Source organism: Streptomyces sp. DSM 110735 (assembly GCF_016482685.1).
Taxonomy (GTDB): Bacteria; Actinomycetota; Actinomycetes; order Streptomycetales; family Streptomycetaceae; genus Streptomyces.
The window spans coordinates 209,980-230,142 of sequence record NZ_JACYHF010000008.1 but is presented as its reverse complement, the minus strand read 5'-3'; the positions used below and the strand labels follow the sequence as shown (position 1 = coordinate 230,142).

Sequence of the window (20,163 nt, the reverse complement as noted above, 5' to 3'; positions counted from 1 at the left end):
CGTAGCGGAAGGACAAGGCGCCCGAGCTGCGGCGCCGTTCCATCCCAACCGCGTGGAATTGCCAGTCTGTCCCAACTGGCCACCATTCGGAGATGGTTACCCGCGGATCCGGTAACGGAAACCCCCTTCGGTGGATCACGGTTGCGCATCCTTTCCCCGTCAGGGCTGGCGGGTGATCGCGACGACGCTGAAGACTCCCGAATAGAACACGAGGTGGAGACCTTGTGTTCGAGTGCAAGTCGACATAGCCGCAATCCGCGGCAGGCACAGGCCGGTCACCACCGGCGAGAGGGGTCGGGTCACTGTGACCGCACCGATCGAGACCACCGGGGCGGCAGCCGAAGTACAGCCGGAAGCTGTGCTCGACGGCGCCGGCAAGGGGAAGATCGAGGGTCGTTCTCTCGGACAGATCGCCTGGACGCGGTTCAAGAAGGACAAGGCCGCCGTGGCCGGGGCGGTCATCGTCGTCCTGCTGGTCGTGCTGGCGGTGCTCGCGCGTCCGATCCAGGCTGCCCTCGGCCTCGATCCCAACGCCTTCCACCAGGATCTGATCGACGCCAACACCTCGCTGCCCAAGGGCGGTTGGGGTGGCATGAGCCTGGAGCACCCGCTGGGTGTGGACCCCAAGTTCGGCCGTGACATCGCGACCCGCATCCTCGAGGGCTCCTGGGTGTCCCTCGTGGTCGCCTTCGGCGCGACGATCCTCTCCAACGTGATCGGCGCCATCCTCGGCGTCGTCGCCGGGTTCTACGGCGGTCGCGTGGACTCGATCATCAGCCGTCTGATGGACACCTTCCTCGCCTTCCCGCTGCTGCTCTTCGCCATCGCGATCTCGGCCACCCTCCAGGGCGGCGCCTTCGGCCTCACCGGCCTGCCGCTGCACCTGAGCGTGCTGATCTTCGTCATCGGCTTCTTCAACTGGCCCTACCTGGGCCGCATCGTGCGCGGCCAGACCCTCGCCCTGCGCGAGCGCGAGTTCGTCGACGCCTCGCGCGGCATGGGCGCCAAGGGCCCGTACATCCTCTTCCGCGAGCTGATGCCGAACCTGGTCGGCCCGATCATCGTCTACTCGACGCTGCTCATCCCGACCAACATCCTCTTCGAGGCGTCGCTGAGCTTCCTCGGCGTCGGCATCCAGCCCCCGCAGGCGTCCTGGGGCGGCATGCTCCGCGACGCGGTCAACTTCTACGAGGTCGATCCGCAGTACATGATCGTCCCCGGTCTCGCCATCTTCGTGACTGTCCTGGCGTTCAACCTGCTCGGCGACGGTCTCCGCGACGCTCTCGACCCGCGCAGCCGCTGACGTCTGCCGCGGAGAGCCCAACCAAGTTTCCGATTCTGAAGGGGAAAGCGCCCATTATGCGAAGGTCAGCGCTGGCCGCTATCGCGGTCCTCGGGTCCGCGAGCCTGTTCGTCACAGGCTGCAGCAAGGCCGATTCCAACAAGAACGACGCCAAGTCGGCCCCGGCCAACGCCGCGACCAAGGGTGTCGTCAACGCCTCGGACAAGAAGGGCGGGACGGTCACCTACGAACTGTCCGACGTCCCGGACTCGTTCGACCCCGGCAACACGTACTACGCGTACATGTACAACCTCAGCCGGCTGTGGGCCCGCCCGCTCATGACCTTCGAGCCCGCCCCGGGCGAGAAGGGCAACACCCTGGTCCCCGACCTCGCGGCGAGCAAGGGTGTCCCGAGCGACGGCGGCAAGACCTGGACGTACAAGCTGCGTTCGGGCCTGAAGTACCAGGACGGCACGCCGATCACCTCGAAGGACGTCAAGTACGCCGTCGAGCGCTCCAACTTCGCGCGTGACGTGCTCTCCCTCGGCCCGAACTACTTCCAGCAGTACCTGGCCGGCGGCGACAAGTACAAGGGTCCCTACAAGGACAAGAGCGACAAGGGCCTCGCGTCCATCGCCACGCCGGACGACACCACGATCGTCTTCCACCTGAAGCAGGCGTTCCAGGAGTTCGACTACCTGGTCGCCGCGCCGCAGACCGCGCCGGTGCCGAAGGCCAAGGACAACGGCGTCGACTACGTCAAGAACATCGTTTCCTCCGGCTCCTACCAGTTCAAGAGCTACGACGAGGGCAAGCAGGCCGTCCTCGTGCGCAACAAGAACTGGGACGCCAAGACGGACCCGCTGCGCAAGCAGCTCCCGGACCAGATCGTCGTCAAGCTGAAGGTCAACCCGGAGACGATCGACAAGGACGTCCAGGCGGGCAAGGCCATCGAGCTGGCCGGCACCGGCGTCCAGGCGTCCACCCAGGCCCAGGTCCTCTCCGACCCGGACCAGAAGGCCAACACGGACAACACCTACGGTGGCCGTCTCGTCTACATGGCGATCAACACCAAGGTCGCCCCGTTCGACAAGCTCGAGTGCCGCAAGGCGGTCGAGTACGCGGTCGACAAGGCGTCGGTGCAGACCGCCGAGGGCGGCCCGATCCGCGGTGACATCGCCTCCACCGTCCTGCCCCCGGACATCACCGGCTACCAGAAGGCCGACGCCTACGCGACGACCGGCAGCAAGGGTGACGCCGCCAAGGCCAAGGAGCAGCTCAAGGCCTGCGGCAAGACGAAGATCAGCACCAACATCTCCGCGCGTTCCGACCGCCAGCAGGAGGTGGACGCGGCCACCGCGATCATCAACTCGCTGAAGAAGGTGGGCATCAACGCCTCCCTGAAGCAGTACCCGTCGGGCAAGTACTTCACCGACTACGCGGGCGTGCCGAAGTTCACCAAGAAGCAGAACATCGGCCTGATGATGATGCAGTGGGGTGCCGACTGGCCCTCCGGCTACGGCTTCCTGCAGCAGATCCTGAACGGCAAGGCGATCAGCCAGTCGGGTAACACCAACCTGTCGCAGTACGACAACAAGGACGTCAACAAGCTCCTCGGCCAGTCCATCGCGACCCAGGGCGACTCCGCGCGCAACGCCCTGTACGCGCAGATCGACAAGAAGGTCATGGACGACGCGGCCCTGGTTCCGCTGACGTACTTCAAGGTCCTGCTGGCCCGCCCGTACAACAACACCAACCTGGTCTCCACTGCTGCCTTCAGCGGTCAGTACGACTACCTCAACATCGGCTCCAACCAGAAGTAGCAGCCCCGGAAGGCAGGTGAAGGCATTGGTGCCCGCGGGTCTACAGCCCGCGGGCACCAGCGCCGGTCCCCGTGATCTCGTACATCCTCCGCCGGACGTTCGCGGCAGTGATCCTGCTGCTGGTCGTCTCCGCGGTCACCTTCGCCATCTTCTTCCTGCTGCCACGGCTCGCCGGCCAGACAGCGGACCAACTGGCGCAGCAGTACATCGGCAAGAGCCCGTCGAAGGCGGACATCGCCGCGGTCAAGCACAACCTCGGTCTGGATCAGCCTGTCTACATCCAGTACTGGCACTTCATCAAGGGGATCGTGTCCGGCGCGACCTACGACCTCGGTCCCACCACGGTGCTCTGTGCGGCACCGTGCTTCGGCTACTCCTTCAAGACCCACCAGGCGGTCTGGCCGGAGCTGGTCGACCGCCTTCCGGTGACCTTCTCGCTGGCCGTCGGCGCGGCCGTGCTGTGGCTCGTCTCCGGTGTGATCGCCGGTGTCGTCTCCGCCCTGAAGCCCCGCTCAGTCCTCGACCGCACCTTCATGGGCGTCGCCCTCGCCGGTGTCTCCCTGCCCATGTTCTTCACGGGCAACCTGGCGATCCTGCTCTTCGTCGACACCTGGCCGATCTTCGGTGACACCTACGTGCCGTTCACCGAGAACCCCAGCCAGTGGGCCAACACCCTCTTCCCGGCGTGGTGTTCGCTGGCCCTGCTGTACTCGGCCATCTACGCGCGCCTGACCCGTTCGGGCATGCTGGAGACGATGAACGAGGACTTCATCCGCACGGCGCGCGCCAAGGGTCTGCGTGAGCAGCGCGTCGTCTTCCGGCACGGTCTGCGGGCCGCCCTGACGCCGATCATCACCGTGTTCGGCATGGACATCGGTCTGCTCCTGGGCGGTGCGGTGATCACCGAGTACGTGTTCTCGCTGCACGGCATCGGCGAGTACGCGGTGCAGGGCATCACCGACAACGACCTGCCCAAGATCCTCGGCGTCACCATGCTCGCCGCCTTCTTCGTCGTGATCGCAAATCTCCTGGTGGACGTGGTGTACGCGGCCGCCGACCCGCGCGTGAGGCTCTCGTGACCGAACTTTCCAAGACCGGCGCCGCCGTGGAGGAGCCCTCCGGCTCCTCCGGCAAGACCTCCCAGGCGTTCCTGGAGGTCCGTGACCTCAAGGTGCACTTCCCGACCGACGACGGCCTCGTCAAGTCCGTCGACGGGCTCACCTTCTCGCTGGAGAAGGGCAAGACCCTCGCCGTCGTGGGTGAGTCCGGCTCCGGCAAGTCGGTGACCTCGCTGGCGATCATGGGTCTGCACCGGCTCGGCGCGCGCGGCAAGAACGTCCAGATGTCCGGCGAGATCCGTCTCGCCGGCAAGGAACTGGTCTCCGCCTCCCCGGACGAGGTGCGCAAGCTCCGCGGCCGCGAGATGGCGATGATCTTCCAGGACCCGCTGTCCGCGATGCACCCGTACTACACGATCGGCAACCAGATCGTGGAGGCGTACCGGGTCCACCACAAGGTCAGCAAGAAGGTGGCCCGCACCCGCGCCATCGAGATGCTGGACCGCGTGGGCATCCCCGAGCCCGGCAAGCGCGTCGACAGCTACCCGCACGAGTTCTCCGGCGGTATGCGCCAGCGCGCCATGATCGCCATGGCCCTGGTCAACAACCCCGAGCTGCTCATCGCGGACGAGCCGACCACCGCGCTCGACGTGACCGTGCAGGCGCAGATCCTGGACCTGATCCGGGACCTGCAGAAGGAGTTCGGCTCCGCGGTCATGATGATCACCCACGACCTGGGTGTCGTCGCGGAGATCGCGGACGACGTGCTGGTGATGTACGGCGGCCGGTGCGTGGAGCGCGGTCCGGTCGACGAGATCTTCCAGCGGCCGCAGCACCCCTACACCTGGGGTCTGCTCGGCTCGATGCCGCGCATCGACCGGGTGACCGAGGAGCGGCTCATCCCCGTCAAGGGCCAGCCGCCGAGCCTCATCAACATCCCCTCGGGCTGCGCCTTCAACCCGCGCTGCCCGTACGCGGACATCCCCAAGGGGAACGTCACCCGTACCGTGCGCCCCGAGCTGGAGCTGGTGGACGCCGGGCGGCACTGGACCGCCTGCCACCTCTCGGCCGAGGACCGCGAGCGGATCTGGACCGAAGAGATTGCGCCGAAGCTGTGACTGAGACCAAGAAAATCGGCGGGGCCGCGATCCCGCGTCCGGCGGGCTCCGAGGACGGGGCGGCGGACAGCGACGTGCTGCTCCGGGTCGAGGGCCTGACCAAGCACTTCCCGATCAAGAAGGGCATCCTCCAGCGCCAGGTCGGCGCGGTGAAGGCCGTCGACGGGATCGACTTCGAGGTGCGCAAGGGCGAGACCCTGGGCGTCGTCGGCGAGTCGGGCTGCGGCAAGTCGACCATGGGGCGGGTCATCACCCGGCTCCAGGACCCGACCGGCGGAAAGATCACCTTCGAGGGCCAGGACATCACCCGGCTCAGCACGGGACGGATGCGGCCGCTGCGGCGCGACATCCAGATGATCTTCCAGGACCCGTACGGCTCCCTGAACCCGCGTCACACCATCGGCTCGATCGTCTCGGCGCCCTTCCGGCTCCAGAACGTCACGCCCGAGGGCGGGGTGAAGAAGGAGGTCCAGCGCCTCCTGGAGCTGGTCGGTCTGAGCCCCGAGCACTACAACCGCTACCCGCACGAGTTCTCCGGCGGTCAGCGCCAGCGCATCGGCATCGCCCGCGCGCTCGCGCTCAAGCCGAAGCTGGTCGTCGCCGACGAGCCGGTCTCCGCGCTGGACGTGTCGATCCAGGCCCAGGTCGTCAACCTCATGGACGACCTCCAGCAGGAACTGGGTCTGACGTACGTGATCATCGCGCACGACCTGTCCGTCGTCCGGCACGTCTCGGACCGGATCGCGGTGATGTACCTCGGCAAGATGGTCGAGCTGGCGGACCGCAACTCGCTGTACGAGTCGCCGATGCACCCGTACACCAAGGCGCTGATGTCGGCGGTGCCGGTGCCGGACACCCAGCGCCGGGGGCAGAAGAGCGAGCGCATCCTGCTGCGCGGCGACGTGCCCTCGCCGATCGCGCCGCCGTCGGGCTGCCGGTTCCACACCCGGTGCTGGAAGGCCACGCAGATCTGCAAGACGACCGAGCCGCTGCTCAAGGAGCTGCGTCCCGGTCAGCGGGTCGCCTGCCACCACCCGGAGAACTTCGCCGACCAGGCGCCGCAGGACGTGGTCCTGCTGACCGCGGCGAAGGCGGCCTCGGAGCTGGTGCCGGAGACGGTCCTGGAGGAGTCGGCGGAGACGTCGGCGGCGGTGGCGGCGGAGGTCGCGGCGGAGTCGGCGACCGAGACGGAGACCCCGGCCGAGACCGTGGCGGAGACGCCGGCGAAGACCGCCGAGAAGCCCGCCGCCAAGGCGGAACCCGAGACGGAGTCCGAGCCCGGGAGCCCCGAGCAGAGCGGGAAGTGACCCGCTCCGACCGGTGACACCGGACGGCCGCCGCACTCGCGGCGGCCGTTCGCGTTTCCGGCCCGGGCCTGGCTTTGCAAGGCGCGCACCCCGCGTCAGGTGAGAATGGCAGGGTGCAGATCCAGCAACTCTTCAGTCCCTCCGTACAGCACACCCTGGATGTCATCGGCATCTTCGTGTTCGCGATCTCCGGCGCCCTGCTGGCCGTACGGAAGAACTTCGACGTCTTCGGCATCGCCGTCCTCGCCGAGGTGACCGCGCTGGGCGGCGGGCTGATCCGCGATCTGATCATCGGGGCGGTGCCGCCCGCCGCCTTCACGGACCTCGGCTACTTCGTGACCCCGCTGCTCGCCGCCGTGGTGGTCTTCTTCCTGCATCCGCACGTCGAGCGCATCCAGTCCGCGGTGCTCGTCTTCGACGCGGCGGGGCTCGGTCTCTTCTGCGTCACCGGCACGACCAAGGCGTACAGCTACGGGCTCGGTCTCACCGCCTCCGCGACCCTGGGTCTGGCCACCGCCGTCGGCGGCGGTGTGCTGCGCGACGTGCTCGCCAACGAGGTGCCCTCGCTGCTGCGCTGGGACCGCGACCTGTACGCGGTCCCGGCGATGGTGGGCGCCGCCCTGGTGGTCCTCTGCATCCGCTACGACGCGCTCACCCCGCTCACCAGCGGCGTCGCCGTCGTCACCGCCTTCGTGCTGCGACTGCTTGCGATGAAGTACCACTGGCGGGCACCGCGCGCCTGGAACCGGCGCTCGACGGTCATGGAGGAGTAGCGGAGCCGTGCGCGCGAAGATCTTGTCATCTCCCCGCAACACCAAAAGCTACTGCTTAGTAATGTGTTGTTGTACGGTTCACCCATGCCAGACGCAGCTTCCGTACCCGCCGCAGCGGCCCTGATCGGCGACAGCGAGTTCGACCGCGACACCGCGGTCGTCCGGCGCGAGCCCGGGGTCTACGACATCGACCTCTCGGCGGGCTGGACCATCATCAACGCCGTGAACGGCGGCTATCTGCTGGCCGTCCTCGGCCGGGCCCTCGCGGACACCCTGCCGCACCCCGACCCGTTCACGGTCTCCGCGCACTATCTGACGGCGTCCCAGCCGGGTCCCGCCGTCGTGCGCACCGAGACCGTGCGCACCGGCCGCACGCTCTCCACCGGCCAGGCGTCGCTCTTCCAGTACGACGCCGACGGCAACGAGGTGGAGCGCATCCGCGTCCTCGCCTCCTACGGCGACCTCGGCGCCCTCCCCGACGACGTGCGCACCACCGCCGTCCCGCCCGTGATCCCGCCGCTGGAGCGGTGCCTCGGTCCCGAGGACGGTCCGGCGCCGGTCGAGGGCAGCTCGGCCATCACCGACCGGCTCATGCTCAAGCTGGACCCCTCGACCCTCGGCTGGGCGCTCGGCGCGCCCTCCGGCAAGGGCGAGATGCGCGCCTGGTTCGGGCTCGCCGACGGACGCGACGCCGACCCGCTGTCGCTGCTGCTCACGGTGGACGCCCTGCCGCCGACCGCGTTCGAGATCGGGCTGACCGGCTGGGTGCCCACCGTGGAGCTGACGGTCCACGTCCGCAGGCGCCCCGCCTCCGGCCCGCTGCGGGTGTCGATCACCACCCGCAACCTGGCCGGAGGCTTCCTGGAGGAGGACGCCGAGGTCTGGGACAGCGAGGACCGGCTCGTCGCCCAGTCCCGCCAGCTCGCCCGCGTCAGGCTCGGCTGACCGGCGTACGCCCCAGCCACGCCGCGAGCCGCCCGTAGGCGTCGGCGCCCTCCGGGGCGTCGCGGCGCTCACCGAACGGCAGCACCTCGCGCGGGCGCGACTCCGGGAGCTGCCGCTCGGCCACCGCGAGCGCGAACGCGCCCACCTCCGGGTCGAGCGGGAAGGGGTGGCCGAGCGCGTCGGACAGGTCCCAGGTGTGGGCGACGATCTCCATCACATAGCCCGCGAGAGCCGCGTGACCGGGGACCTCGCCCCACGGCACCCGGACCGCCCGCGTCATGAGTTCGTCGTCGTCCCACGCCTTCAGCATGAGGGTGCGGACCTCGTCGTAGGCGGCGCCCCAGCCGTCGTCGGAGACCTCTCCGGCGGCGCGTCCGCCGGGTGCGGGTGCCGCGCCGCCGGGGATCGCCGCGATGCCCCGGGTGCCGTTGACGACGTGCTCCAGCAGCCCGCGCACGTCGAACTCGGTACACGCCGTGGGCAGGGCGAGCTGATCGGGCCGTACCGCCGAGATCAGGCGCGCCGCCTGCTCGCTGGCGCGGTGGTAGACGGGGCGCGGGTCGGTGAAGTCGGTGGTGGTCATGGTGGTGCCTCTCCGTTGATCGGCCCCTGGATCGGGGGCGCGTGAGCCGGTGGAGCGAGCATCGGCGGAAAACCTGACAGATTCCGTCAACATTTGTGCGCGTCCCCCGGTCGGCGCAATCCTGGGCACGTGAAGTCCGACCGGCTGCTGTCGATCCTGCTGCTCCTCCAGACCCGGGGGCGGGTGCCCGCGCGGGAACTCGCCGCCCGTCTGGAGGTGTCGGTGCGCACGGTGTACCGGGACGTGGAGGCGCTGTCCGCCGCCGGGGTCCCGGTGTACGCCGAGCGCGGGCGGCACGGCGGCATCGCGCTGCTCGCGGGCTTCCGTACGGACGTCACCGGGCTCACCGCCGACGAGTCCCGCGCGCTGTTCATCCTGGCCGCCGAGGGCGCGCACGCGGCGCTCGGTCTGGACGCCGCCCTCGGCTCGGCGCTGCGCAAGGTGATGGCCGCGCTGCCCGAACCGCACCGCCCCGCCGCCGAACTGGCCAGCCGCCGCGTCCTGGTCGACGCCACGCGCTGGCGCGGCGGACCGCGGGCGGCGCTCGATCTGGAGGTGCTGCGCGAGGCGGTGTTCCGCGACCGGCGGCTGCGGCTGCGCTACCGGCACAGCGGGCAGCGGGAGCCGCGCACCTACACGGTGGACCCCTACGGGCTGGTCGCCAAGGCGGGCGTCTGGTACCTGGTCGCGGACCGGCGTGCCACCCCGCGGCTCTTCCGCGCGGACCGGGTGGCCGCCGCCCGCCTCCTCGACGACCCCGTGCGGCGCCGGACGGGCGTCGAACTGGCCGATGTCTGGGAGGTGTTGCGCCGTCAGGTGGAGGACCGTCCGGACGGCGCGATCGACGTGACCGTGCGGGTGCGCCGTGAACGCCTGGACCTCTTCCGGCGCATCGCGGGAGCGCAGCTCGCCGAACTCCCGCCGGACGCGGGGGAGGAGGAGTGGGTCACCGCCCGGCTGACCTATCCGGTGCTGCGTGCGGTGCGCCAACTCCTGGGCTTCTCCGACCAGGTGCAGATCCTGGACCCGCCCGAGGCGCGGGACGAACTCCTGCGCGGCGCGCGCTCCGTGCTGGAGCTGTACGGCGAACAGGTCTCGCTGTAGGAGGAGTTGAGCCTCTTCAGTCCAGCCAGTGCCTGCTGCCCCGGGAGATGAGCCGCAACTGCTGGGTGGCGAGCCGTGCCACGCGCTCGCGCTCGCCGGGCGGTCCGTCCTGGGACTCCAGGAACAGGGAGGCGGTGATGAGCATCTGGTCCACATAGAGGTGGGCGAGCATCAGCACATCGGCGTCGGCCCAGCCCTCCGTCTGCTCGTCGGTGGCCAGTTCGGCGCCCACCTCCTCGGCGAACCGCGCCAGTTCGGCCTGGATCGCCTCGCGCACCGCCTTCACCCCGCCGTGCCGCTCGCGTGCGATGAAGCGGACGTGCGCGGGATAGGTGTCCACGTGGTGGGCGATCAACTCGACGGCGCGGCGGATGCGTTCCTCGCTGTCGTCCCCGGCGGCGACCGTCGGGCGCACCATCGGGTGCAGGCTGCCGAGCGCCTCGCCGACCAGGGCGACACCGAGGTCGGCGGTGGAGCGGAAGTGCCGGTAGAAGGCGGTCGGCGCCACACCGACGGCCCGGGTCACCTCGCGCAGCCCCAGACTGCTCAGGCTCTGCTCCTCCAGCAGGGTGAGCGCCGCGTCCAGGAACGCCTGACGGGTCCGCTGCTTCTGGGCCTGCCGGGCGCCGAGCGTGTGACTCATGTCATCCAGTTAACAACTGTTCTCTCTATTTGAAAAGTCGTACGGCGCGCTAGACTCGGTGTCAGTGAACAACTGTTACTACAACTGTTCACCCAGACTCGGAGGGGGGATCTGATCCCATGCTGTTCCTCGTCGCCGCGCTGATGCTGCTCGGTGTCGTCCTCGGCACCGTCGCCCACGCGCCGCTGCCCGTCACCGCGGCCGTCGCCGTCCTCATCGCCGCCTGGCTCGGCGTCTTCGCGCTCCGCGAGTACCACGGCCGCAGGCGCCACCACTCCGCCGACTGACCGTCCGTCACGATCCGTAGGAGCTGAGCACCATGCGACTCACCGCACCGGCCGTCCGACCCGCCGAGGCAGCCCCGCGCACCCGGGACGCCGACGGCATGGCGGTGGCCTCCTTCGTCCTCGGCCTTCTCGGGCTGCTCGCCCTCAACCTCGTCCTCGGCCCGGTCTCCGTCGTGCTGGCCGCCGTGGCCCTGTGGCGCGGCACCTCCCGCCCGGGGCGCGCCTGGCTCGGCATGGCGCTGGGCGTGGCCGACCTGGTGGTCCTGGTCGTCGCCATGCAGATGTCCCACACGGTGTCCTGGAGCCTGTGACGCCCGGCGTGAGCCTGTGGCGCCCGGCATCCGGGAGCCGGTGGCACCGGTCCGGGAACCCCGGCCGGTGCCCGCGGGCCCGCCGCCCGAAGGGCGGGGTCCCGGCCGCCGTAGAATCGGCGTCACCATGGCTTACCTCGACCACGCCGCCACGACCCCGATGCTCCCCGAGGCCGCGGAGGCGCTGACCGCCCGCCTGGGCGTCACCGGCAACGCGTCCTCGCTGCACGCCTCCGGCCGCCGGGCCCGCCGCACGGTCGAGGAGTCCCGCGAAACCCTCGCCGAGGCGCTGGGCGCCCGCCCGAGCGAGATCGTCCTCACCTCCGGCGGCACCGAGGCCGACAACCTCGCGGTCAAGGGCCTGTACTGGTCCCGCCGCGCCGCCGACCCCGCGCGTGTCCGCGTCCTGTCCAGTCCCGTCGAGCACCACGCCGTCCTCGACGCCGTGCACTGGCTGGGCGAGCACGAGGGCGCCGTCGTCGAGTACCTCCCCGTGGACCGCTACGGCCGGGTGAGCCCCGAGGCGCTGCGCGCTGCCATCGCCCGCAACCCCGCCGACGTCGCCCTGGCCACCGTGATGTGGGCCAACAACGAGATCGGCACGATCATGCCGGTCCGCGAACTGGCCGACGTCGCCGCCGAGTTCGGCATCCCGCTGCACGCCGACGCGGTCCAGGCGTTCGGACAGGTACCGGTCGACTTCGCCGCCTCCGGGCTCGCCGCGATGACCGTCTCCGGGCACAAGATCGGTGGTCCTTACGGCATCGGCGCGCTGGTCCTCGGGCGCGAGCACAGCCCCGTCCCCGTGCTGCACGGCGGTGGGCAGGAGCGCCATGTCCGCTCCGGCACGCTCGACGTGCCCGCCGTCGCCTCCTTCGCGGTCGCCGGACGTCTCGCCGCCGAGCACCAGGAGCGGTTCGCCCGCGAGATCGGCGCCCTGCGCGACCGGCTCGTGGACGCCGTCCTCACCGCCGTCCCCGACGCGATCCTCGGCGGCGACCCCGCGCCCGGCGGCAGGCTGCCCGCCAACGCCCACTTCACCTTCCCCGGCTGCGAGGGCGACTCCCTGCTCCTGCTGCTCGACGCGCAGGGCATCGAGTGCTCCACCGGCTCCGCCTGCACGGCGGGCGTCGCCCAGCCCAGCCACGTCCTCCTCGCCACCGGCACCGACCCCGACCTCGCCCGCGGCACCCTGCGCTTCTCGCTCGGCCACACCTCCACCGACGAGGACGTGGAGGCGGTCGCCAAGGCGATCGGACCGGCGGTGGAGCGGGCGCGGGCGGCGGGGCTGACCTGAGGGATCTCCGGGGTGCTCGGCCGAGCGGGCACCCCACGATGTCAGTGAGGCATGCTTCCCCCGTACAGATGACCGCACATCCCAGCGAGGTGGGTTATTACCGTCACGCGGATCGACCTGGACGACAAGGCACTGGCCGAGGCCATGAGGTTGATGGGAACCACGACGAAGAAGGAAACCGTCAACAGGGCTTTGCGCGAGTACGTGCAGCGCGCGGAGCGCCTCAAGGCGGCCGAGTCCCTGGCCGAACGCGGTAGGCGCGGGGAGGTCGACGCTGCCGCTCAGATCCGCGCGATGGCGAAACGTGCCCGTCGGGAGACCGCTCGGTGACCCGCTCCGCTTTCTGTCGCACCCGCGTCGAAACGCACCTGACCTGCTGGTCTGCGCCACCGCCGTGCACCACGACCTGACCGTCCTGCATCTGGACGAGGACTTCACCACCGTGGCCCGTGTGGTCACGGAGCTGCGCGAACGAAACGTGCGCGACCACTGAACCGCGCCCCCGTACCCTGGAACCGTTATGACTGAGACCCCGCAGCGCCCCCTCCGCGTCCTCGCCGCCATGTCCGGCGGTGTCGACTCCGCCGTCGCCGCCGCGCGCGCCGCGGAAGCCGGGCACGACGTGACCGGCGTCCACCTCGCGCTCTCCGCGAACCCGCAGTCCTTCCGGACCGGAGCGCGGGGCTGCTGCACCATCGAAGACTCCCGCGACGCCCGCCGCGCCGCCGACGTCATCGGCATCCCCTTCTACGTCTGGGACCTCGCCGACCGCTTCCGCGAGGACGTGGTCGAGGACTTCATCGCGGAGTACGAGGCGGGACGCACCCCCAACCCCTGCCTGCGCTGCAACGAGAAGATCAAGTTCGCCGCGCTCCTCGACAAGGCGCTCGCGCTCGGCTTCGACGCGGTCTGCACCGGCCACTACGCCCAGGTGATCGTCCGCGAGGACGGCACCCGCGAGCTGCACCGCGCCTCCGACATGGCCAAGGACCAGTCGTACGTCCTCGGCGTCCTGGACGACCGCCAGCTCGCGCACGCCCTCTTCCCGCTCGGCGACACCGTCACCACCAAGGACGAGATCCGCGCCGAGGCGGAGCGCCGGGGACTCGCCGTCGCCAAGAAGCCCGACTCGCACGACATCTGCTTCATCGCCGACGGCGACACCCAGGGCTTCCTCGCCCAGCGGCTCGGCAAGGCCGAGGGCGACATCGTGGACGAGGACGGCAACCGCCTCGGCACCCACGAGGGCGCCTACGGCTACACCATCGGCCAGCGCAAGGGACTGCGCCTCGGCACCCCCGCCCCCGACGGCAAGCCGCGCTACGTCCTGGACATCTCCCCGGTGACCAACACCGTCACGGTCGGTCCTGCCGCCGCCCTGGACGTCACCGCGCTCACCGCGATCAAGCCCCGCTGGTGCGGCGCCGCCCCCGAGGGTCCCGGCACCTACACCGCCCAGTTGCGCGCCCACGGCGGCGAGACCGAGGTCGCCGCCGAACTGGTGGACGGCGAGCTGCGCGTCACCTTCACCGAGCCGGTGCGCGGCGTCGCCCCCGGCCAGGCGATCGTGCTGTACGACGGCACGCGCGTGGTGGGCTCGGCGACCATCGCCGCGACGACGCGGGCGGCGGCCGCGACGGTCTGACCGCGTCCGGAGCGGGCCGTGTCCGGGCGGCCCGCGTCACTCCGCGAAGTCCGTGAAGAAAGCCGCCAGCACCGGTGCCAGGGCGGCCGGTTCGATCATGTGGGTCTGGCCCGCCAGCTCCAGATACGTGCCGTCCGCCGCCGCCTCCGCGACCGCGAGGGCAGCCTCCCGCATCCAGGCAGGGCTCATCCCGCCCGCCACCGACAGGACCGGCACCGGGATCGCCGCCAGCCGCGCGAGGGGCAGCAGCCCGTCGCCCAGCACCGCCGCGTCATGGGCGAGGCTCGGCGCGACCGCCTCCATGCCGGGCCACATCGGGGACTGCCGGGCCCGCTGGATCATCTGCTCCGCGAGCCCGGTCAGCCGCAGGAACAGCTCCACCGCGTCCCCGAGGCGCCCCGCCTCCAGCAGACGCGACAGGTCGGCCGCGTAGACCGCCTGCTGCTCGGCGCCGCCCGCCAGGAAGTCCGCGAACGGCACCTCGTACACCGCCGCCCGGGTCACCGGCAGCCCGCTCGCCGCCGCCTGAAGGACCAGCGCACCGCCCGAGGACACCCCGAACAGCGCCGCCTCGCCGCCCACCGCCGCCAGCAGCGCCGCCAGGTCCTCCACCTCGCGCTCCACCGCGTACGGCGGGGTGTCACCGCTCGCGCCGCGCCCCCGGCGGTCGTAGACGACGGTCCTGCACCGGTCCGAGAGGGACAGCGCCAAGGGCGCCAGCGTGCCCCCGGTGGACATCGCGCCGCTCACCAGGATCACCGTGGGTCCCTCGCCGGTCACCTGGAAGGCGAGCGAGGTGCCGTCGGCGGAAGTCGTCTTCTTGTCCATGCCCGTGGAGACTGCCGTACCGCGCCGTACTCGTCGGTCACGACACGGCGGCGGCGCCCTAGGTCACACCCGAGGTCAGGACACTTCGGGCGCGTAGAAGCAGTAGTGGTCCAGGATCTCCGCCACCTCCGGCTTGGGATCGGGGTACGCCCACACCAGGTCGGGCGCGTCCGGCAGCGACCAGTAGGACGCGGTGCCCTTGAACGGGCAGACGGTGTGGGTCTCCGAGGGCGTCAGCAGATCCAGGCGGACGTCCTCGGCAGGCAGGTAGTAGCGCGGCGGACAGCCCGTCTCGCGCAGCACCAGCGGTCGGTCGGTCTCCGCGAGCACCTGGCCGTCGTGTACGACGCGCACATGCTGCTCGCCCTTTTCGATCGTGATCGTGTGTCCATCGGCCATACCGGAAGAGCACCGGCGGCGCCGCCTATGTTCCCGCGTACCGTGGGCGGCATGAATATCTGTGTCTTCCTCTCCGCCGCCGACCTCGACGAGCGCTACACGCGCCCCGCCCGGGAGTTCGGGAAGCTGCTCGGAAAGGGCGGCCACACCCTCGTCTGGGGCGGCTCCGACTCCGGTCTGATGAAGGTCGTCGCGGACGGTGTGCAGGACGCCGGAGGCAGGCTCGTGGGCGTCTCCGTGGAGTTCCTCTCGGCGGTGGCGCGCCCCGGCGCCGACGAGATGGTGGTCGCGAGCACCCTCGCCGAGCGCAAGAAGCTGCTCCTGGAGAAGGCGGACGCCGTGGTCATCATGGTCGGCGGCACCGGCACCCTGGACGAGGCCACCGAGATCCTGGAGCTGAAGAAGCACGGCCACACCGACAAGCCGGTGGTCCTGCTCAACACGGCGGGCTTCTACGACGGACTCCAGCAGCAGTTCCAGCGCATGGAGGAGGAGGGCTTCCTGCCCCGCCCGCTCTCCGAGCTGGTCCACTTCGCCGCCGAGCCCGCCGCCGCGCTCGCCCACCTGGAGGAGTCCCTCGCCGCCCGCTGATGCGAGCATGGCGGACATGGCTACTCATGTGATCACCGGCGCCGGTTCCGGCATCGGCGCCGCCGTCGCCCGCCGTCTGCACGCGCGCGGGGACGAACTCGTCCTGCACGCGCGCGACGCGGGCCGCGCCAAGGAGCTCGCCGCCGAGTTCCCCGGCGCCCGCACCTTGGTCGGCGACCTCGCCGACCCGGACAAGCTGTCCTGGGCCTTCTCCCACCAGAGCCTGCCGGAGCGCGTCGACTCGCTGCTGCACATCGCCGGTGTCGTGGACCTCGGTGAGGTCGGGGACCTCACCCCCAAGTCCTGGCGCCACCAGCTCAACGTCAACCTGATCGCCCCCGCCGAGCTGACCCGGCACTTCCTGCCCCAGTTGCGCACCGCCCGCGGTCAGGTCGTCTTCGTCAACTCCGGCGCGGGTCTGAACGCCCACGCCAACTGGTCCGCGTACGCCGCCTCCAAGCACGGTCTCAAGGCTCTCGCGGACTCCCTGCGCCAGGAGGAGCACGGCAACGGCGTGCGGGTCACCTCCGTCTACCCCGGGCGCACCGCCAGCCCCATGCAGGCGAAGGTGCACCAGCAGGAGGGCAAGGAGTACGACGCGGGGAAGTTCATCGACCCCGAGTCGGTCGCGGACACCATCCTGCTCGCCCTGGATCTGCCCAGGGACGCCGAGATCAACGACCTGACGGTCCGTCCCGGCCGCTGACCTGCGGCGCCGGTGCCGTACGGCATACCCTGCCGGGGTGAGTGAGAGAGCTGAGTTCACCTTCCCGGCCGCCACCGGCGTCGGTTCCATGCCCGGCGAGGACGCGCGCGAGACCGCCAAGACGGTCACCGGCAGCCTGGAGGACTTCCCGTACCTGGCCGAGCTGCCCGCGCGCGGTCCCGGCGCCGACATGATCGGCCGCACCGCCGGGATGCTCGTCGAGCTGTACGCGCGCGTGGAGCCCAGCGGCTGGCGCCTGTCGGACCACCCCGGGCGCGACACCCGGCGCGCGCACGCCTGGCTGCGCCAGGACCTCGACGCCCTGGAGGAGTTCACCCAGGGCTACGAGGGCGACCTCAAGGTGCAGGCGGTCGGTCCCTGGACGCTGGCCGCCGCCCTGGAGCTGCGAGGCGGCGAGGCGGTGCTCTCCGACCCCGGCGCTTGCCGCGACCTCACCGCCTCCCTCGCCGAGGGACTGCGGCTCCACCTCGCCGACGTGCGCCGTCGCGTCCCAGGCGCCCGCGTCGTCCTCCAGCTCGACGAGCCCTCCCTCACCGCCGTACTGCGCGGGCAGATCCGTACCGCCAGCGGCTACCGCACCCACCGCGCCGTCGACCGGCAGGTCGTGGAGTCCGCCCTGCGCGACGTGCTCGGCGCCAACGGCGAAGGTCCCACCCTCGTCCACTCCTGCGCCCCCGACGTGCCCTTCGCGCTGCTGCGCCGCGCGGGCGTGGACGCCGTCTCCTTCGACTTCGCGCTCCTCACCGAACGTGACGACGACACGATCGGCGAAGCTGTCGAGGCGGGCACCCGGCTCTTCGCCGGTGTCGTGCCGGGGACGGACACGGCATTGTCAGACCCTGCCGGTAGCGTCATGGGTGTCAGGACGCTGTGGCGCAGGCTGGGGCTGCGTCCGGGGCTGCTCGCGGAGGCGGTCACGGTCACGCCCACGTGCGGTCTGGCGGGTGCTTCCCCCGCCTACGCCCGCACCGCGCTCGCCCACTGCGTCCGGGCGGCGAGATCCCTCGCGGACAACCCTGAGTAACGGGAGGACCACACGGTGGCCGGCGACAAGCAAGCGGCGACGACAACGGTGCCCGCCGAGGCGCGCGAGCGGCACGGGCGGCTCGCGGAGCAGGTCGAGGAGCACCGCTTCCGGTACTACGTGAAGGACGCTCCCGTCGTCAGCGACGCGGAGTTCGACCAGCTCCTGAAGAGCCTGGAGGCACTGGAGGAGGAGTACCCGGAGCTGCGCACCCCGGACTCGCCCACCCAGAAGGTCGCCGGGTCCTACGAGACCGAGTTCACCGCGGTCGCCCACCGCGAGCGGATGCTCTCCCTGGACAACGCCTTCGACGACGAGGAGCTGGCCACCTGGGCCGACCGCGTCCAGCGCGAACTGGGCGACCAGGACTACCACTTCCTGTGCGAGCTGAAGGTCGACGGACTCGCCGTCAACCTCACCTACGAGCACGGCCGTCTCACCCGCGCCGCCACCCGGGGCGACGGCCGCACCGGCGAGGACATCACGCCCAACGTCCGCACCATCGCCGACATCCCCGACCGCCTGCACGGCGACAAGGTGCCCGACCTCGTGGAGATCCGCGGCGAGGTCTACTTCCCGATGAACCGGTTCCTGGAGCTCAACGAGCGCCTCGTCGCCGCAGGGGACAAGCCCTTCGCCAACCCCCGCAACGCGGCGGCGGGTTCGCTGCGCCAGAAGGACCCCCGCGTCACCGCCACCCGCCCGCTGCACATGGTCGTCCACGGCATCGGCGCCCTGGAGGGCTTCAGCGGACTGACCCGGCTGTCCGAGGCGTACGACCTGCTGGGGACCTGGGGTCTGCCCACCTCCTCGCACAACCGCGTGGTGGACGACCTCGACGGCGTACGGGAGTTCATCGCCTACTACGGCGAGAACCGCCACTCCGTGGAGCACGAGATCGACGGCGTCGTCGTCAAGCTCGACGAGATCCGCCTCCAGGGGCGCCTCGGCTCCACCGCGCGCGCCCCGCGCTGGGCCATCGCGTACAAGTACGCGCCGGAGGAGGTCAACACCAAGCTGGTCGACATCAAGGTCGGCGTCGGCCGCACCGGACGCGTCACCCCCTACGCCCAGGTCGAGCCGGTCAAGGTCGCGGGCAGCGAGGTCGAGTTCGCCACCCTGCACAACCAGGAGGTCGTCAAGGCCAAGGGCGTGCTCATCGGCGACACCGTGGTGCTGCGCAAGGCGGGTGACGTCATCCCCGAGATCCTCGGTCCGGTGGTCGACCTACGCGACGGCAGCGAGCGGGAGTTCGTGATGCCCGCGAACTGCCCCGAGTGCGGCACCCCGCTGCGCGCCATGAAGGAGGGCGACATCGACCTCCGCTGCCCCAACGCGCGCACCTGCCCCGCCCAGTTGAGAGAGCGCGTCGCCTATCTCGCGGGGCGCGAGTGCCTGGACATCGAGCACTTCGGGGGCGTCGCCGCCGCAGCCCTCACCCGCCCCCTCGAACCCGCCGAGCCGCCGCTGGTGGACGAGGGCGACCTGTTCGACCTGACGGTGGAGAAGCTGCTCCCCATCAAGGCGTACGTCCTCGACCCCGACAGCGGGCTGCCCAAGCGCGACCCGAAGACCGGCGAGGAGAAGGTCGTCACCGTCTTCGCCAACCAGAAGGGCGAGCCGAAGAAGAACACCCTCTCCCTGCTGGAGCACATCGAGGCGGCCAAGCAGCGCCCGCTCGCCCGCTTCATCAACGGTCTGTCGATCCGTCACGTCGGACCCGTCGCCGCCCAGGCGCTCGCCCGCGAGTTCCGCTCCATCGACCGCATCGAGGCGGCCACGGAGGAGGAACTGGCCGCCACCGACGGCGTCGGTCCCATCATCGCCGCCGCGCTCAAGGAGTGGTTCGCCGAGGACTGGCACCGCGAGATCGTGCGCAAGTGGAAGGAAGCCGGAGTCCCCCTTGAGGAGGAGGCGGGCGACGAGGAGCAGGGTCCGCGCCCGCTCGAAGGACTCACCGTCGTCGTCACCGGCACCCTGGAGAACTTCACCCGCGACGGCGCCAAGGACGCCCTCCAGACCCGGGGCGCGAAGGTGACCGGATCGGTGTCCAAGAAGACCTCGTTCGTGGTCGTCGGTGACAACCCCGGTTCCAAGTACGACAAGGCGATGCAGCTCAAGGTGCCCGTCCTGGACGAGGACGGCTTCACCGTCCTGCTGGAGCGCGGACCCGACGCGGCGGCCGAAGTCGCCCTGGCGACCGAGGAGTAGCGGTTGAAGGCCACCCGATCGGCGCATATCAGATGCATACGGGTGGCCCGGCCGCATTCGGGCAACCGTCCACGACCGCTGCCCGAGGAAGCCCTTGGCGGCCTACTGTTGAGGTGTGCGCCCGCCGTGCCCAGCCGCGGCCGGGGCATCCCCGAGGCCGTCGGCCGGCCCGGGGGAGGGCTGTACACCGCCGGGCCGCCGATGGCC

Annotated in this window: 21 protein-coding genes and 1 pseudogene; 18 read left to right on the top strand and 4 right to left on the bottom strand. The window is 70.7% G+C overall.

All coding sequences use genetic code 11. From position 1 onward, the window contains the following. Positions 1-304: 304 nt before the first annotated feature. From IF655_RS15895 to IF655_RS15865, 7 genes are all read left to right on the top strand, one after another. Positions 305-1,303: an ABC transporter permease gene (locus IF655_RS15895; protein WP_199585437.1), complete on the top strand. Its 999-nt coding sequence runs from the start codon at positions 305-307 to the stop codon at positions 1,301-1,303. A 56-nt stretch (positions 1,304-1,359) separates the two neighbouring features. Then, the gene (locus IF655_RS15890; protein ID WP_199585436.1) at positions 1,360-3,105 is read left to right on the top strand and encodes an ABC transporter substrate-binding protein; all 1,746 of its coding nucleotides are present in this window, start codon (positions 1,360-1,362) and stop codon (positions 3,103-3,105) included. Positions 3,106-3,176: 71 nt separating this feature from the next. Beyond that, positions 3,177-4,184 (top strand): ABC transporter permease, encoded by a 1,008-nt coding sequence (locus tag IF655_RS15885; protein WP_199585435.1) that lies wholly within the window; start codon positions 3,177-3,179, stop codon positions 4,182-4,184. Then, positions 4,181-5,281, top strand: coding sequence for an ABC transporter ATP-binding protein (locus IF655_RS15880; RefSeq protein ID WP_199585434.1), 1,101 nt, complete (start codon positions 4,181-4,183; stop codon positions 5,279-5,281). The genes IF655_RS15885 and IF655_RS15880 overlap by 4 nt, the downstream gene beginning before the upstream one ends. Then, entirely contained in the window at positions 5,278-6,588 is a 1,311-nt protein-coding gene (locus tag IF655_RS15875) for a dipeptide ABC transporter ATP-binding protein (RefSeq protein ID WP_307814935.1), read from the top strand. The genes IF655_RS15880 and IF655_RS15875 overlap by 4 nt, the downstream gene beginning before the upstream one ends. A gap of 113 nt (positions 6,589-6,701) precedes the next feature. Continuing rightward, positions 6,702-7,361, top strand: coding sequence for a trimeric intracellular cation channel family protein (locus IF655_RS15870; RefSeq protein ID WP_199585433.1), 660 nt, complete (start codon positions 6,702-6,704; stop codon positions 7,359-7,361). A gap of 84 nt (positions 7,362-7,445) precedes the next feature. Next, positions 7,446-8,306, top strand: coding sequence for a thioesterase family protein (locus tag IF655_RS15865; RefSeq protein ID WP_199585432.1), 861 nt, complete (start codon positions 7,446-7,448; stop codon positions 8,304-8,306). On the opposite strand, the gene IF655_RS15860 is transcribed toward IF655_RS15865, so the two are convergent. Continuing rightward, positions 8,293-8,889 carry a TIGR03086 family metal-binding protein gene (locus tag IF655_RS15860; protein ID WP_199585431.1) on the bottom strand — a complete coding sequence of 199 codons (597 nt, stop codon included), beginning with the start codon at positions 8,887-8,889 and terminating at the stop codon, positions 8,293-8,295. The two genes, IF655_RS15865 and IF655_RS15860, sit on opposite strands and share 14 nt — an antisense overlap. Positions 8,890-9,018: 129 nt before the next feature. Here IF655_RS15860 and IF655_RS15855 point away from each other — a divergent pair, with 129 nt between their 5' ends. Further along, the gene (locus IF655_RS15855; protein WP_199585430.1) at positions 9,019-9,993 is read left to right on the top strand and encodes a YafY family protein; all 975 of its coding nucleotides are present in this window, start codon (positions 9,019-9,021) and stop codon (positions 9,991-9,993) included. Positions 9,994-10,009: 16 nt separating this feature from the next. On the opposite strand, the gene IF655_RS15850 is transcribed toward IF655_RS15855, so the two are convergent. After that, a complete protein-coding gene (locus IF655_RS15850) occupies positions 10,010-10,636 on the bottom strand; it encodes a TetR family transcriptional regulator (protein ID WP_199585429.1) in 627 nt (208 codons plus the stop codon). 119 nt (positions 10,637-10,755) lie between these two features. On the opposite strand from IF655_RS15850, the gene IF655_RS15845 reads away from it, so the two are divergent. The 6 genes and pseudogenes from IF655_RS15845 (at position 10,756) to mnmA (ending at position 14,176) form a co-directional block, all read left to right on the top strand. Next, a complete protein-coding gene (locus IF655_RS15845; RefSeq protein ID WP_199585428.1) occupies positions 10,756-10,923 on the top strand; it encodes a hypothetical protein in 168 nt (55 codons plus the stop codon). A 32-nt stretch (positions 10,924-10,955) separates the two neighbouring features. Beyond that, positions 10,956-11,234, top strand: coding sequence for a DUF4190 domain-containing protein (locus tag IF655_RS15840; RefSeq protein ID WP_199585427.1), 279 nt, complete (start codon positions 10,956-10,958; stop codon positions 11,232-11,234). A 127-nt stretch (positions 11,235-11,361) separates the two neighbouring features. Then, positions 11,362-12,531 carry a cysteine desulfurase family protein gene (locus IF655_RS15835; RefSeq protein ID WP_199585426.1) on the top strand — a complete coding sequence of 390 codons (1,170 nt, stop codon included), beginning with the start codon at positions 11,362-11,364 and terminating at the stop codon, positions 12,529-12,531. Positions 12,532-12,627: 96 nt separating this feature from the next. Beyond that, entirely contained in the window at positions 12,628-12,861 is a 234-nt protein-coding gene (locus IF655_RS15830) for a type II toxin-antitoxin system VapB family antitoxin (protein ID WP_199585483.1), read from the top strand. A 34-nt stretch (positions 12,862-12,895) separates the two neighbouring features. Beyond that, positions 12,896-13,024, top strand: a pseudogene (locus IF655_RS15825) (VapC toxin family PIN domain ribonuclease); the annotation flags it as partial. Between the two features lie 27 nt (positions 13,025-13,051). Further along, positions 13,052-14,176, top strand: coding sequence for a tRNA 2-thiouridine(34) synthase MnmA (gene mnmA / locus IF655_RS15820; protein WP_199585425.1), 1,125 nt, complete (start codon positions 13,052-13,054; stop codon positions 14,174-14,176). A 36-nt stretch (positions 14,177-14,212) separates the two neighbouring features. On the opposite strand, the gene IF655_RS15815 is transcribed toward mnmA, so the two are convergent. Together IF655_RS15815 and IF655_RS15810 are read right to left on the bottom strand one after the other, a co-directional pair. Further along, on the bottom strand, positions 14,213-15,004 hold the full coding sequence (locus IF655_RS15815) for an alpha/beta fold hydrolase (RefSeq protein WP_199585424.1): 792 nt from the start codon (positions 15,002-15,004) through the stop codon (positions 14,213-14,215). A gap of 75 nt (positions 15,005-15,079) precedes the next feature. Then, the gene (locus IF655_RS15810; RefSeq protein ID WP_199585423.1) at positions 15,080-15,403 is read right to left on the bottom strand and encodes a DUF427 domain-containing protein; all 324 of its coding nucleotides are present in this window, start codon (positions 15,401-15,403) and stop codon (positions 15,080-15,082) included. A 51-nt stretch (positions 15,404-15,454) separates the two neighbouring features. Here IF655_RS15810 and IF655_RS15805 point away from each other — a divergent pair, with 51 nt between their 5' ends. Genes IF655_RS15805 through ligA form a run of 4 tightly spaced genes read left to right on the top strand, consistent with a single transcriptional unit; the run spans position 15,455 to position 19,956 of the window. Continuing rightward, on the top strand, positions 15,455-15,994 hold the full coding sequence (locus tag IF655_RS15805; protein WP_199585422.1) for a TIGR00730 family Rossman fold protein: 540 nt from the start codon (positions 15,455-15,457) through the stop codon (positions 15,992-15,994). Between the two features lie 7 nt (positions 15,995-16,001). Beyond that, the gene (locus IF655_RS15800; protein ID WP_199585421.1) at positions 16,002-16,700 is read left to right on the top strand and encodes an SDR family oxidoreductase; all 699 of its coding nucleotides are present in this window, start codon (positions 16,002-16,004) and stop codon (positions 16,698-16,700) included. A 37-nt stretch (positions 16,701-16,737) separates the two neighbouring features. Then, positions 16,738-17,745 carry a methionine synthase gene (locus IF655_RS15795; protein WP_199585420.1) on the top strand — a complete coding sequence of 336 codons (1,008 nt, stop codon included), beginning with the start codon at positions 16,738-16,740 and terminating at the stop codon, positions 17,743-17,745. 15 nt (positions 17,746-17,760) lie between these two features. After that, on the top strand, positions 17,761-19,956 hold the full coding sequence (gene ligA, locus IF655_RS15790; RefSeq protein WP_199585419.1) for an NAD-dependent DNA ligase LigA: 2,196 nt from the start codon (positions 17,761-17,763) through the stop codon (positions 19,954-19,956). Positions 19,957-20,163 lie beyond the last annotated feature (207 nt).

What these genes read in the sequence shown, in the direction of transcription:
- IF655_RS15890 (WP_199585436.1), top strand. Translation starts at nt 1,360, where the DNA reads ATGCGAAGGTCAGCGCTGGCCGCTATCGCGGTCCTCGGGTCCGCGAGC.
- IF655_RS15865 (WP_199585432.1), top strand. Translation starts at nt 7,446, where the DNA reads ATGCCAGACGCAGCTTCCGTACCCGCCGCAGCGGCCCTGATCGGCGAC.
- IF655_RS15860 (WP_199585431.1), bottom strand. Translation starts at nt 8,889, where the DNA reads ATGACCACCACCGACTTCACCGACCCGCGCCCCGTCTACCACCGCGCC.
- IF655_RS15850 (WP_199585429.1), bottom strand. Translation starts at nt 10,636, where the DNA reads ATGAGTCACACGCTCGGCGCCCGGCAGGCCCAGAAGCAGCGGACCCGT.
- IF655_RS15845 (WP_199585428.1), top strand. Translation starts at nt 10,756, where the DNA reads ATGCTGTTCCTCGTCGCCGCGCTGATGCTGCTCGGTGTCGTCCTCGGC.
- IF655_RS15840 (WP_199585427.1), top strand. Translation starts at nt 10,956, where the DNA reads ATGCGACTCACCGCACCGGCCGTCCGACCCGCCGAGGCAGCCCCGCGC.
- IF655_RS15835 (WP_199585426.1), top strand. Translation starts at nt 11,362, where the DNA reads ATGGCTTACCTCGACCACGCCGCCACGACCCCGATGCTCCCCGAGGCC.
- mnmA (WP_199585425.1), top strand. Translation starts at nt 13,052, where the DNA reads ATGACTGAGACCCCGCAGCGCCCCCTCCGCGTCCTCGCCGCCATGTCC.
- IF655_RS15815 (WP_199585424.1), bottom strand. Translation starts at nt 15,004, where the DNA reads ATGGACAAGAAGACGACTTCCGCCGACGGCACCTCGCTCGCCTTCCAG.
- IF655_RS15810 (WP_199585423.1), bottom strand. Translation starts at nt 15,403, where the DNA reads ATGGCCGATGGACACACGATCACGATCGAAAAGGGCGAGCAGCATGTG.
- IF655_RS15805 (WP_199585422.1), top strand. Translation starts at nt 15,455, where the DNA reads ATGAATATCTGTGTCTTCCTCTCCGCCGCCGACCTCGACGAGCGCTAC.
- IF655_RS15800 (WP_199585421.1), top strand. Translation starts at nt 16,002, where the DNA reads ATGGCGGACATGGCTACTCATGTGATCACCGGCGCCGGTTCCGGCATC.